Source organism: Psychrobacillus soli (assembly GCF_006861775.1).
GTDB classification, from domain to species: Bacteria; Bacillota; Bacilli; order Bacillales_A; family Planococcaceae; genus Psychrobacillus; species Psychrobacillus soli.
Map to the genome: position 1 here is coordinate 84,553 of NZ_VDGG01000004.1, position 14,207 is coordinate 98,759.

13 protein-coding genes are annotated in these 14,207 nt (G+C 38.5%); 10 read left to right on the forward strand and 3 right to left on the reverse strand.

Going from position 1 to position 14,207, the window contains the following annotated elements:
* Positions 1-14: 14 nt before the first annotated feature.
* The 3 genes from FG383_RS02975 to FG383_RS02985 all read right to left on the reverse strand — a co-directional run bounded on the left by FG383_RS02975 (position 15) and on the right by FG383_RS02985 (position 4,935).
* Entirely contained in the window at positions 15-2,726 is a 2,712-nt protein-coding gene (locus tag FG383_RS02975; RefSeq protein ID WP_142605363.1) for a DEAD/DEAH box helicase, read from the reverse strand.
* The gene (locus FG383_RS02980) at positions 2,723-4,303 is read right to left on the reverse strand and encodes a hypothetical protein (RefSeq protein WP_142605364.1); all 1,581 of its coding nucleotides are present in this window, start codon (positions 4,301-4,303) and stop codon (positions 2,723-2,725) included. The genes FG383_RS02975 and FG383_RS02980 overlap by 4 nt, the downstream gene beginning before the upstream one ends.
* 233 nt (positions 4,304-4,536) lie before the next feature.
* Entirely contained in the window at positions 4,537-4,935 is a 399-nt protein-coding gene (locus FG383_RS02985) for a helix-turn-helix domain-containing protein (RefSeq protein WP_142605365.1), read from the reverse strand.
* A gap of 176 nt (positions 4,936-5,111) precedes the next feature.
* On the opposite strand from FG383_RS02985, the gene FG383_RS02990 reads away from it, so the two are divergent.
* From FG383_RS02990 to FG383_RS03035, 10 genes are all read left to right on the forward strand, one after another.
* Entirely contained in the window at positions 5,112-5,480 is a 369-nt protein-coding gene (locus FG383_RS02990; RefSeq protein WP_142605366.1) for a hypothetical protein, read from the forward strand.
* 163 nt (positions 5,481-5,643) lie between these two features.
* Entirely contained in the window at positions 5,644-6,105 is a 462-nt protein-coding gene (locus tag FG383_RS02995; RefSeq protein WP_142605367.1) for a transcriptional regulator, read from the forward strand.
* Between the two features lie 438 nt (positions 6,106-6,543).
* A complete protein-coding gene (locus FG383_RS03000; protein ID WP_142605368.1) occupies positions 6,544-7,923 on the forward strand; it encodes a S41 family peptidase in 1,380 nt (459 codons plus the stop codon).
* Positions 7,924-7,939: 16 nt separating this feature from the next.
* Positions 7,940-8,617: a hypothetical protein gene (locus tag FG383_RS03005; RefSeq protein ID WP_142605369.1), complete on the forward strand. Its 678-nt coding sequence runs from the start codon at positions 7,940-7,942 to the stop codon at positions 8,615-8,617.
* Positions 8,614-9,861, forward strand: coding sequence for an efflux RND transporter periplasmic adaptor subunit (locus FG383_RS03010; protein ID WP_142605370.1), 1,248 nt, complete (start codon positions 8,614-8,616; stop codon positions 9,859-9,861). Before FG383_RS03005 ends, FG383_RS03010 begins: the two co-directional genes overlap by 4 nt.
* A gap of 374 nt (positions 9,862-10,235) precedes the next feature.
* Complete coding sequence (locus tag FG383_RS03015; protein ID WP_142605371.1) at positions 10,236-11,168, forward strand: DMT family transporter; 933 nt, start codon at positions 10,236-10,238, stop codon at positions 11,166-11,168.
* A gap of 61 nt (positions 11,169-11,229) precedes the next feature.
* Positions 11,230-11,424 (forward strand): hypothetical protein, encoded by a 195-nt coding sequence (locus FG383_RS03020; protein ID WP_142605372.1) that lies wholly within the window; start codon positions 11,230-11,232, stop codon positions 11,422-11,424.
* Between the two features lie 286 nt (positions 11,425-11,710).
* Entirely contained in the window at positions 11,711-12,373 is a 663-nt protein-coding gene (locus tag FG383_RS03025) for a hypothetical protein (protein ID WP_142605373.1), read from the forward strand.
* Positions 12,374-12,460: 87 nt separating this feature from the next.
* Entirely contained in the window at positions 12,461-13,210 is a 750-nt protein-coding gene (gene sigI, locus FG383_RS03030) for an RNA polymerase sigma-I factor (protein ID WP_142605374.1), read from the forward strand.
* On the forward strand, positions 13,210-14,166 hold the full coding sequence (locus FG383_RS03035) for an anti-sigma factor domain-containing protein (protein WP_142605375.1): 957 nt from the start codon (positions 13,210-13,212) through the stop codon (positions 14,164-14,166). The genes sigI and FG383_RS03035 overlap by 1 nt, the downstream gene beginning before the upstream one ends.
* Positions 14,167-14,207 lie beyond the last annotated feature (41 nt).

The following is a 14,207-nucleotide window of genomic DNA, read 5'->3' on the forward strand; positions in this document are numbered from 1 at the left end:
TTTTATAAAAAAAATCAGATCGATAACGTTAACAAATCTTTTATATCTGCATCAGACATTTCCGTAATCCACTGGCTCGAATGAATGAGCTCTTCAGATAATGCTTGTTTTTCAACAAGTAATTTATCAATTTTTTCTTCAATTGTCCCAATCGTGATGAATTTATGCACATGCACAAAATTCGTTTGACCAATTCGATATGCACGGTCGGTTGCCTGATTTTCGACAGCGGGATTCCACCACCGGTCAGCATGCAGCACATGGCTTGCTGCTGTTAAATTTAAACCAGTTCCACCAGCTTTTAAAGATAAAAGGAAAACAGGGAATTCCTTCGCTTGAAAAGCCTCTACTAAATGGTCACGCTGATTTTTCGGCATACTTCCAGTTAAAAATGGTGCATCCACATCATATAATTCCGTTAAGCAATGCTGCAATAAATGCCCCATGCCAATATATTGCGTGAAAATGAGACATTGTTCGCCACGAGCCGCAATTTCTCCTGCAAGTGTTACGATTTGCGCCAGCTTTTCAGAGCGTTCAAGCATGTCTTCCGCATCATCAAACGGCTCTTTTAAATAAAGTGCGGGATGATTACAAAGCTGCTTTAACTTACTAAGCATTTTTAAAATAAGTCCTTTTTTCTCAAAACCAGTAAGTGTGTCAAGCTTGCTCACCGTTTCTTGGATAAGTGATTCATACAGTGCTGCCTGCTCGGTAGTCAATGCGCAGTATTCTCGTTGTTCCAGTTTTTCCGGTAAGTTCAGCAGTAGTTCTGGATCTTGTTTTGTTCTTCTTAATAAGAACGGCTGTATTTTTATCCGTAGCTTATGCTTCGTAGCATCTGAATTATCTCGTTCAATCGGCGCAATATAGTTTTCCTGGAACTTACGGAACGAACCTAAATAGCCTTTATGAATAAAATCGAAAATAGACCATAGTTCAGACAATCTATTTTCTACAGGAGTACCAGTTAAAGCAATATGATGCGCACCAGCAAGTTTTCGAATAGCACGAGACTGTTTCGTATGCATGTTTTTGATGTTTTGTGCCTCATCGAGTGTAATACTAGACCAAGTGACTTCTTCTAGTGATTCCACATCTTGCATAGCCGTACCGAATGTTGTAATAACAACATCTGCGGTCATATCTATTTCTTTCGTACGAGCGGACCCATAATGCGTTTGAACTTTCAAAGAAGGCGCAAACTTTGCCAACTCTTTTTGCCAGTTTCCTAAAACAGAAGTCGGGCAAATGATAAGCGAAGGGGTTTGTCGCTTTTCACTTTCATGCACATGCAATAAATAGGAGATTAATTGGACCGTTTTACCAAGTCCCATATCATCCGCTAAACAAGCACCAAATTGCTCGTTTCGCATAAATACAAGCCATTCTAGACCAAGTTGTTGATAAGGTCGAAGCGTTGTCAATAAACTAGGCGAAACCTCGACAGCAGGAAATCCTTTTTTCTCTGAAAGTTGTTCCATCAGCGTTTGGAGTGATTTCTGCATTTCAAATTGGAATAAAGGATCCTCATCGGACTGGTCGTCATCATCTAACATTAATGCCATTTCTTCTGGAATCTCGCGGAATAATAGCTCTTTCACTGTCCAGTTTTCATCTTCTGATTTCTTCATTAACTCCCTAATTTCATGCATCCAAGCAGCATCTATACGGAACCATTCATTTCCTGCTTGAATATACGAACGATTTTCATTTACAAGTCGCTGAAAATCTTCTGAAGAAATTTCTTGCCCGTTTAAAGAGAAACTCCAGTTAAATTGCAAAATTTCATTAAGCCCGGCGGTAGTTTTATACGTATTAGCCGTTTTCGCAATCGTTTTAACGCGCATTTTCGTCTCTTTTACTGCTTTTAGCCATGCAGGAAGGACAATTTCAAATCCGAGCGCTTGTAATTTTACTAAGTCATCTCGAAGGAATACACGAACTTCTTCATCAGATAAAGTGGATGAGAAGAAACTTTCTGGATTTAGGCTATCAATCGAAGAAATAAGTGAAAACATTTTCGTTTGTATTTCTTCTATAAAATGGCTAAATTCATTCCATTTATCGGGTAATGCGTCTTTGATCGGTAGTGACTTTTTACGAAATGCAGGTGTCCAGTATACACTGCTTTTCTTCCCACGAACGACGGTTTCGAGTAGCCATGTATCATCGAGTGCTTCTGGTTCGGATAATCGTAATGCGACGAGTACATTCGGGTGTGTAGTTTGCGATTTTATCGGCCATCCGCCTTCTTGGAAAAACGGGATAAGTGCAGGTACATCTTCCATCGCAAGACCAGCTTGATAAAGTTTTTGTGTTACAGCATTCGAAATAAGTGCCTTCGCTTTTTCTTCTATAGGAGCATTTACTTCAAACGTATTGTCTTTTAGTTGTAGTTGGTCCCATAAGTCTGGGCTCCCCCATACATTTGCAGCTTCTTTAAACGTTTGCAGCCATTCTCTAGAATCCTCATTTACCCCGGAAAAAGTGACGAAAGGATGTGTTTTCCCAGAAAAAAGTTCAACCAATTCAACAGGTGAAGCAATAAGTGCATTGTCTTCCAATTGTGCGGTTAGTCCAAAAAAACTTTCTCGATGGTCTATATATAAGTTAGGAACCCACTGTTCGACAGGGGTACTTGAAGTCGTTAAATGGAAATACCCGTTTTCAGTTGTATTAATTTTGAGCGAAAAGTCTTTTGTAATAGATAAAGGCTGGGTCATAATGGCAAGTTTCCTTTCTCTATTTCTTGTTGTAATGCACGAAGGCGTTTGTATTTTTCACGTACGTTCTCTACATATGCATTCCAATAATCCGTGTCATTTGATTTCTTTGCTACTTGTTTCATCTTTTTCCAAATTCGAACGGCTTGTTTGTAGCTATACCGATTCTTTTCTTGGATAAAGCGCATCGCATAATGATGATAGAGCGGGAGCAATACATCTGGAGCTTCTTCTTTGACAATAGATAGCCCGCACGCCTCAGCATATTCAAGCGATGAATTTGCAGACTGATGTAGCGCCATCCAATCACGATAACGCTTCTCTTTTAACAACAAAGTCGAATAAGACTGTATCCCATACAGCCCAAATGATTGATATAGCTTTTCAAATTCTTCTGGTTCTAGCTGGATCGCTGCAAATAATAATTCTAACCGGCGAATGAGCATAACACGGGATGGATTCGTTACTACTTCATTTAAATAGTGGGAAATATGCGGCAATAATTTTCTTGCAAGGTTATTCACCATATCTTTGTTGGTCATCTGAAGCGCTTTTTCACACACTTCTAGCCATTCTAAAAGTTGCTCTGTTTCCATCTTTTCAGCTGCAGCAAGCAACTCATCGGTCATCGATAGCGTGAGATAAAAATACGGCAAAACGATATTTAAAGGAATATCTTCATCGGTTTTATCTAGTTGCTCTAAATACTTAACCTCTTCTATTCTTTTCGCTTTGTCTGTCACAAGCGCATCCCAAAATGCTAAATACACATGTTTTCGGAAACGAAAAAGGGATTCCGTTTCAAAATAAAATGTGCGAACACGTTCCATCATATCGTCATAAAAGGGATCTGCCGCAAACATTCTCGGTTTGGAAGCAAGTTGTGCCAAATAGTCATCCACTTCTTCTACATAATCATGTAGAAAATGAAAAACACGATTACGCATATTAGAATCCGCAAACGGCTCTATATATGGCCAAATTTTAACGAGTATTGAAAGGTTTACATATACATCATAGATTGGCTGCCATTCGCGCTCAAAAGGTCGAGACTTTCGAATTTGCGCTTTCAAATCATGCACAGCAAACTCTAACAAGTAAAAACTAGTAGGCGGATATTGGGAAATAAACTTCCGGAAAAAGTTTTCCACAATTAGCTCCCAATTTCTAGGACTACGTTCATCTTTTAACAAAGTTAACTGGGTCAAATCATCATTGGAACGCCATTCCGAAATCCACGTCGACAACGAATCATTTTGTTGATACAAATAAAAAACAGCTGCCACTATATGCCGACAAGGTTTTTGCATCGGGCAAGGACAGTTAAAACGATCATGTAAAAGGCTATAAGATATTTCAATATTGCTCACATCACGAACCGTGAAATCGATTTTGTGCTCCTGTGGTGAATAATTAGAAATGGAAACCGCTCCATTTCGCACAAAAAAAGCGGCACGTCGAACAAGCTCCTCATCCTCTAAAATAGCAGGATGTAGCTTATCTTTTATCGTACCCATCGATTGGTTTATATATTTTTTATAATGCGCGGCAAGTTTTTGGTAAGAAGTAAGGGTCAAGGGAATCTCTCCTAAGAAAAAAGGCTTTCCTTCCATTATACTTATAGTCGAAGCAGATTAAAAGCCACACCTTCAATTTTTAACTTTATTTAGCAAAAGTGTCCCACTTTTCTATGTGGGGAGAAGAATACAAAACGAGTAGACATAGTAGGGGAAGGCCTAAAGTCAAAGCCTCACAGATCTTAAAAAAAGCTTTCACTCGTGCTCTCTTCAGAGCAGTCCAAGTAAAAACTTTAATGGTTTTTTCGTTTATTTTGAAGGAGACGTCTACGTTCTTTTTCATCAGAAGTAACAGTTATTACATCCATGACTAACTCTCGAAACTCTTTTAGGGGAATAAGTTGTGCAATATATTCTTCTTGAAAGGACTCCAGATATCGTTCTCTACTTTCTCTCGCTTCTAATCCAGGGTTATTCCTTTTTAATTTTGTACCTATTAGCATATCCAAAAACTCTTTTTCTGGTATACGATACACGACAAAAAATTTGTCTAATAACTCAATTGGAATGGAAAGGTCCCCCCGCTCATATTTCGACAAGACAGAATGATCGATGCCTAATCTTTTAGAGGCTTCGATTTGTGTAATTTCCAGTTGCTCACGATACTCGCGAATGCGCTCATAAAAGGCCATACAATTCCCTCCTATCCAATGAAACAAGAATATCGAAATAAGAGGGAAGAATAATGAAAATCGCCAAAATGGAGATTTTAATAGATCGTTTAAACTTTTGTAGTATATAGGTATTAGTATCTTACTACAATGATGTGAAATTTAGGGATTAAATTGATAGAAAGGGATTGTAAAAGATGAGGAAAATCGAATTGCATATACCTGATTTATTAAATGTTCAAAATGACCAACCGATGATGGAACTAGAAAGAATAAAATTAGTTGGTGCTAAAACAAGCGATCTAAAGTATTTTATTAGAAATCCCGAAAAAGTTGAAACTAGTATTAAACAAATTGTAGCGGAAGATTTCACGATTTATGATTTGGAATTAGATTTTGAAACAGAAACGTTTTCGTTCTACTTAGAAAGAGAAGGAGAACTAACGGAATCGGAAATTTTGCAAAAAGTATTCCAAACATTTGCAGTTAGATATAGCCCTAGAAAGGTTGGTTTTTTTCATTATTCTAAAGAAAGAAATGAACCAACCGCTCTTCTAGTAAAATAATAAATTCCAAAAGCAAGTGCATCAAGCATTTGCTTTTTTCTCATTAATTATTTACTATAAAGTCTCTGAAACAGCTAAGTGTAGAGCAAGATGCACTACACGAAATATGAAAAATATGATAAACTAATAGTAGTCAGAAAATTCTAACTAGAGGAGGGATGACATGTTACTCGTACAATTGATGAAACCATTTTACACGAAGCTAGAAGGCAATCGAATAAAATTAGTATTTGCATATCAATACTTCTCCATCCGGAAAGATGATGAATTGTTCCAGTTCATACCGGTGGAAGGGAAAGAAATTATTGTTCATACAGAAACATTGCAAGTGGAAAACCTAGCAGATATATTTGTCTTCCAAAAAGGGAATCGATTTATCCGTCTACCACTTTATCAATTATTACTCGTTTCAGATATTCATATGCATTTACAAGTAATTATTGAAAATAGTGCTCAAATGAATTTAGGCTCTTCATCTTTGGAGGGCGTCTCAGAAGCTATAGAGGAATTTGAGGAAAAAAACTATGAACGCATGATCGACTATGCATTACTTCATAAAGACGCAGCCTTGTTCAATAAATTGCTACAATTTAAAGAATTTAACGGAGGTTTCCCAATTGAATAATACGAACACATAAAAACACCTAACGAAAAAAAATCGATAGGTGTTTTATGTTTTTACAAAGTTATAACGATGTAAAAAAGTACAAAAATAAAACGAACCCACTTGATCCAAGTACACTAAAGAAAATATCCCCCAACTTAAACCGTTCAATTTGTCGATTCTCATATATTTTAAACTCCTTTTCGTGTAAATTTCCCGGGAAATATCTCGATTTAATGTATAAGTCGAAAAATATGGCCAAAAGTTACAACCACCATCCCCTATAACCTAACAAATAATACGGATCTAATTGCGTAATATTACAAAGTTGTTACTGGTGCCTGGCACCAGTATCAACTTTGTAATATTGATAATTTCGTTTAGAGAGCGGAGAATTTACTGCAGATGAAGGCTGTTTGAGGTAATATAGGTTTATACAGGCAAGAAAGGGGAATTGGTATGAGGAGGATTACTGCAATAGCAGCAGTACTGATGATGACTGGCTTGTTGGGATTACCGATGAAAGCGGCGGCAGCTCCGTTAGATGAAGTAAAACAACTAGTTAGTGAAAATTATATAGGTGAGCTTCCTTCCAATTTACAAAGCTTGCCGACGATTGATGGCATAATAGAGCAACTGGATCCGTATTCTACATATTTTACGAAAGAAGAATTTGAAGCGTACACAAGCGGTATTAACAATACGACAACTGGTATTGGTGTCATAATTGAAGAGCATGAAAAAGGAATTCAAATAGTGAACACGTTTGAAGGAGCAGCTGCAGCACTTGCTGGGATGGAGCCCGGCGATATTATTGTATCGATTGACGGTACAAATGCGAAAGGCATGTCGATTCATCAGGCATCTTCGCTCATTACTGGTAAAGCGGGAACAACGGTGCAACTAGAAGTACTAAAAACTACTAATCTAACAAAAACGTACAACATAACACGCAGCCAATTTACGGTTCCAGCTATGTCGAAGCAACTTTTATATGGAAATGTTGGATATATCGAACTGACTACATTTTCTGATGATGGTGCAACGCTTGTACAGCAGGCAAAAGAGGCACTTCAAAAACAAGGAGCAACTTCATTCATAGTGGATTTACGAAATAATGGTGGTGGCTTTGTACATACCGCGGAGGAAATGGTCGGTTTATTTCCAAACAGTCCTTATGCATATGCACTTCACACGAGAGCCCAAGATGGACTAGTGAAATCTGTGCAGCAATCATCCCTATTTCCGGCAAACACAAAAGTGCTCGTAAATGGGTATAGTGCAAGTGCTTCTGAAATGGTTGCTGGGGCACTACTTGACCAAAAATCTGCGACATTGTACGGTCAAACAACGTATGGAAAAGGTTCCATGCAATCATTTTACAACCTATCGGATGGTTCTTACTTAAAACTAACGGTGGCAAATTTCACAGGACCAAAAGGAACAATGATCCATAAAACCGGTGTGAAGCCACAAATTACGACAACAGTTGGGCAAGAACTAGTAAAAGCCCATTTAGACGCGATTGTTGAAGCAAATAAAACCTATAAAAAAATGCCAACATTACAAAAGGTGCCAACAACGAAAGAATTTACCGTAACATTTTCAAATACCGTAATACCAACCAAACAGCAAAAAATGGAATTAATCAAACTGGGATCTGCGAGCAATGTGCAAGTCGACATTAAGCAAAAATCGCATAATCAGTTTGTCTTAACACCAACAGCACCACTTGAAAAAGGAGCAGCCTACTTACTACTCATTCATCCGACATTTCAAGCGAAAACTGGAGAAATGATGAAAACTGGTGCTTATGTGGAAGTAACTGTTCAGCCATAAGAGGGGGAACAATGGAATGTTTTTTGAATTTCGATTTTGGAAATATCTTTTCAACCGAAATGAGTTAATTGGATCACTAAAAGATTCGAACATGCGCGGCTTTGAAAAGCGTGTATGGCTAGTCGCGATACTTGGGGTCCTCTTGTTTGCGCTTCGAGATATATGGGGCATGCATACAGAAGGTCTCACCACACTATTTGTAGGTGGCTTTGAAGATACATTCGTCATCGCGAGGGCGACTTCTTTAATAGGGGCGATTATTTGGTCTATCCTTTATATGGCGTTTCATTTTTTCGGAATCGCCTTTCTTTTACATAAGATAACGAATATTGAACTGTCGAAAGCTGCGGTAATACAGCTATTTGTAGTAGCACTACTTTTAATGGAAAAAGCATTTGTCTTTTTCTTATATGCAATCGCAGGCTATACTACGGATTTTTCGCTTTTGTCATTTGGACCACTTGCAGCAACTTTTTTAGACAGTGAATTCTTTACTTATTTTTTCAATGAATTAACGTTAATTACTGGACTTATAATTGCCATCCAGTTTCATTTTTTACGAGCATTTTCGGAAATGTCAGCTCGCAATCTATTCATTATTTTAATAGTAATCCAACTGATTCTCGCTTTATTCACAGCAGGAATCCAAGTACTTCCAATTGAAACGTGGATCGAAGGGGGGCAAGCCGTATGAATAGAGTGGTAACAATCGGTATTGCCATCGTGGTATCTACATTCATTGCAACAAATGCCATTCTTTTATTCTCCAATAAAAGCGAAATAGCAAGATCGTATTATGTACATGAATATGACCGCGTACATGAAAGTACATATGCGAAAGAACTCGAAAAAGAATCAGTTGTCGTGCCGGTAAATGAAATGACCGTCACGGTTGATGTGGATACTATTAGCGACATCGTTGTGTTAGAAGGTGACGCAGTCCAAGAAGGAACCGAACTTGCGCTACTAAATACAAAGTCAGCGGAGACACAGCGCGCAAACTGGGAAACCGAGCAACAGGCGTTTATGGAAGAACAATCAAAGCTTTATGAAATTCTAGATAATCTCGAATCGGAGCGTGGTGGGGCTAATTCGAATTCGACTAGCAACCATTCAACTGCGGATGAGGAAAATGGCGTAAATGTACAAGTTGACGTGAACATTTCACCAGAAGGAAATTTTGCCCAAGCAATTGCACAAACAGAACAAAAAATTGCTGAAATAGACCGCAAGTTACAAATGGTCAGCACCCAACTAAGTCAAGATTCGGGCGAAACGGCGTTACTAAGCCCAATAGACGGGAATATCGCTGCAATCGAAGAACGAAACGGAACTTACTTTATTACCATTTATTCGAATGAAAAATCAGTCATCACTTACGCAAAAGAAGCAGAATGGCACGAATTAAACGAAGGCCAACGCGTGAATAACTACTCGACCCATCGAGATGGCGTAGTAGAAGGAACTGTATATGCCAAAGCCCAAGTGCCAGCAAAAGAATCCAAATGGCTAAAAACATACGAACAATTTGGCGCTGAAGCAAAAGAACCTGTATACGAAGTACTAATTCAACTAGACGAACAACTAGAAACATTGCCTTTTGCAGCCAATATAAACTCCGTCATCATTACAAACGAAGCCGAAAACGCTATTCGCGTCAAAGGAGATTGGCTACTAAACCGGTCAGAAGAAACTGCAGAAGTATACACACTTTCAGAAGACGGGAAAATCATGCGAACACTCGTAACCGTACCGTTCGACTTAAAACAACACGCTATTTTAACAGAAGGATTACAAAGCGACAGCATCGTACTAAACGCGGACTTAAAAACCGACGAAGCACCAGCTTTTCTACCATTCCCACGTGATCTCCCATCTTGGAACAGCATCAAAGCAGTCGGATGGAAAGACTACGTCAAATACCTAACATACAAATAAACAAATCCAGCCGTTGCCCCTGGCAACAGCTGGATTTGTTTTGCATTTTGCAGTGTTATTACAGGGATGTTACTGGTGCCTGGCACCAGTAACATCCCTGTAACAATCGATCCATCCTCTTGAATAAGCTATCAGTAAAGGAGTATAATGATATCCTTAGTTTCCCATTATTTTTTTGCTAATTCGTAGGGTCAATACTTGTGCTAACATAAGCTATAAAGGGCTAGTATGTCATACATTTATAATGAAGAGACCCAAAACTATTCGGCATATACAAAGTAGGAGTGCCGGTTACTTTATCGCTATTTGCAATAATAGCATTGAGTTTATAAATCTAGAAAACAAATGACGTATTTTAACAAGGAGGTCTTCAAGTGAAAGAATGGAAAATTTATGCCATGCTCGTGTTCGTCATGTTCGTTTGGGGAGCTAACCTTCCTATATTAAAATATTTAATAACCATAGTGCCACCCGTGACACTTACGGCTTTTCGAATACTATGCGCTGGTATAGTAGTTTTTGTGATTTTGTGGAAAATGAAACTATTACGTAAACCGACCAAACAAGAGTGGAAATTTATATTACTAGGCTCTTTAACAAACGTCGTCCTGCATCACTACTTCCTCAATATTGGCTTATCCATCACAAGCGGAACCCACGGCGGACTCATTTTAGGGACGGGTCCAATGTTAACAGCAATTTCCGCAGCTATTTTATTAAAATACTTTCCAACTAAAATCCAATGGCTTGGTTTAGTATTTGGGCTTGCAGGAGTGAGCGTCTCCATTTTAGTTGGTGGAGGCGAATCAAATGGAGCGAATATCGGAGACTTCTACGTATTCCTCGCTATTTTAGCGCAAGTACTCAGCTATATGGTCGTAAGTAAAGCAGCGGCAACACTTGATCCAAGACTGCTCACTGCATATATGCTGTTAATCGGTTCAGTCGTATTGATTATCATTAGCTTTATACAAGAACCAGGCGGCATCTTTAAGTTTGCAGAAACGAACATATCATTTTGGACAATATTTCTAACATCTGCCATCATTTGCACGGCTATCGGACATATGATGTACAACTACGCAGTTGGGAATGCGGGCGCAACGAAATCGGCCATATTCATGAACCTAAATCCACTATTCTCTCTAATTCTCTCTGCTATTTTCCTAGGCGAAATACTGACAGGTCGTCATTTCATCGGCTTATTCCTTATCGTTATCGGAGTGATGCTTGGATCCGGAGCAGCCGAAGACATGTGGAAAAAACACAAACGAAAAAAAGCCACATCCATAGAGAATAACTCCTAAAATAGCTAATAGCTCTTGGATGCAACGAAATTGTTAGTTAGAGGATGGAGGTATATTATTAATGACAATCGTTTCCTTTCTACTAATTGCTTGGATTTTAAGCTGGTTCAAATTTGAACAATTATTTATCCAAGCACTGAAAGAGCTTTTTAACAAAGAAGTAACAAAAGCAACCTATTATTTCGTCTTTTTTTGTATAGGAGTAATAGGTGACATCACTTTACTTCTAAATGGCACCTTTTATGATTACCTATAATCTAAAATAATTGTTACTGGTGCCAGGCACTCGTAACAATTTTTTTTTTTGAAAAATATAGCTGAACGAGACAAAGCACGCCGTGAATGCGACAAACCAATCCGCGAACGCGACAAAACCCATCAAAAATCTATATTACAGACATGTTACTGGTGCCAGGCACCCGTAACATATCTGTAATATACTTTTCTTAACGCGTGACCCCCATAAACGGAAATATGCTTACGAATAATAGAGTGTCCGATCAAAGAAGCACGGACAAAATTCTATTCGAGGTGATTGGAATATGCATATGAAATTTAAGAAAACTGGAGCAGCTCTATTAGTGGCAACGATGACATTAACAGGTGCTGGCTATGCATGGGCAAATGAAAACTTGTTCGATACGGTTGATTTGAAAGATGTAATGAAAGAAAAAGCATCGGAAAAAACAACGGAGGTTACGACAAGTGACACTGTAAAATCTATTGTTACAACAGGCGACTCTGTTGGGATTGGCATTACAATTCCTGAAGGATACACAGCAGGAAACTTAGAAGCGCTCTCAAAAGCATATGATAATGCCGGAAACGAGACTGCAAAAGCGGCAATCAAACGTAATGCGGAGCGTGCAATCGAAAAATTTGAAGCATCTCAAGAAGAAGTGGAAGCTCCAAAAGTAGAAGAGCCTAAAATGGAGGAACCAAAAGTAGAAGCTCCGAAAACAGAGGTACCAAAAGTAGAGAAGCCAAAAACTGAAGTGCCAGTTGTTGAAGCTCCTGTAAAAGAAGAGCCTAAAGATCATTCCAATAAAGACGCACGTAAAGCACTTCAAGCAGAACAAAAAGCAGAGCGTAAAGCCCTTCAAGAAGAACATAAAGAAGAACGCAAAGCATTACAAGCAGAACACAAAGCGGAAAAGCACGAAAACAAAAAGAACAAAAAAGACGAAGATGAAAACGAAGATTAATCATTTCACAAAAATAACCGCTTTTCATTTACCGATTAGCCCTTTACAATAAAAGGCAACAGGTCAAAGGGAGAACGGAGGGTATGTATGCTTTTGTCCATTATTCAAGGGTTATTCAAAACAAAACAAACAACGAATGAGCTTGCTCAAAAGGCGAAAGCAGGCGATGAGGAGGTTCTTAGTGACCTCCTTTTCGCCTTTACCCCATTCATAAAAAAAACGGCATCCTTTATTTGCAAAAGGCCAATTGATGAGCATGATGAAGAATTTAGTGTGGCGATGAATGGATTTCACGAAGCAGTGATGGCTTTTGATTCATCAAAAGATGCCTCTATTCAAACATTTGCCCATTTAATCATCAAAAGACGCATGGTCGATTTCATTCGAAAAGAAGCTGCTAGAAACGAGAAAGTGCTATTAATGCAAGCTTCCGAAGAACAAGCAGCTACATCGGAACAACATTTCTTATTGGATAAACAATCCATCAGTACATACATAGAAGAACAGCGAACAGCTACAAGACGAGAAGAACTAATCCATTACCGTGAATTATTAGCGGAATATAATTTATCATTTGAAGAGCTTACAAATGTAGCGCCGAAGCATGCGGATGCAAGAAAAACGGCATTTCAAATAGCACAAATTATTGCGGAAACCGAACAATTATATGATCATTTAATGAAAACTAAACAACTACCATTGAAAGAAATCGAAGCAATCGTCGAGGTATCTCGAAAAACATTGGAACGGCATCGCAAATATATGATTGCCGTAGTAATACTGTTAAACAGTGACTTCGTTTATATAAAAGAGTATGTAAAAGGAGAAATCATATGATGCGCACATACAAGGGCATTGTTTGCGAGAAGAAAAATGAATATATGGTTTTTCTGACGAAGGAAGGCGAGTTTCTACGTGGTATTCCAAACATCCCGAATCCGGAAGTGGGAGAGGAAGCGGAATTCCATTTAGTAGCAGTACCCACGCTCCGTCGAAAGCGAATGAAACCCTTCTTCGTTGGACCAGCGCTTGTCGCAGCAGTGTTGCTTGTATTTTTAGTGGCATCCTTAATTCCTCAAACGAGTAGCGCGTTAGCAGCTTATGTGCAGTTGGAAGGGGAAACAGCATTAGAACTAGGAGTAAATCAGAAAGGCAACGTTGTGTCTCTAAGGTCCTTAGATGAAACGCCAAGTGTAAATATAGATGAATGGGAAGGACTCCCTTTAGCGATTGTACTTGATAAAGCGGTAAGTCAGATGAATCCCAAAGTAGAAAAACTGGAAATAACCATGGTGTACGAAAACGAAGAACAGGCAGATACAAAGAAAATCGTAGAAGAAGCAGTCCGCACAGTTCAAAATGAGCACGCTGATCGGTCCTGGCACGTATCCGAAAGCACAGAAGAAGAAAGAACGAAAGCAAACAAAAACAATCAAACAATCAAACAACTGAGAAAAACGGAACAAGCACCAGAACCAACAATAAAGAAAGAACAAAAGCCTGCACCGGTACAACCGCCTGTTTATGAAAATAAGAGTGGGGAGCAAGCACCAGCTAAGGAAAATCAACAGCCTAAAGTAGAAAAACAAGAAATCAAGCAAGAGAAGCAACAAGAAAAATTACAAAAGAAAACCGAAAAAGCAGAAAAAAAATTAGAGAAGAAAAACAACAACAATCAAGGAAATAATAATCACAATAACCAAGGAAATCAAAACAACAATAATAATCAAGGAAATCAGAATAACGGCAATCAAGGAAATAAAAACAAAGAAGGAAACAATCACAACAAATAATGATACACCAAAAAAGAGAGCGACTCCCCAGCGAATCGCCC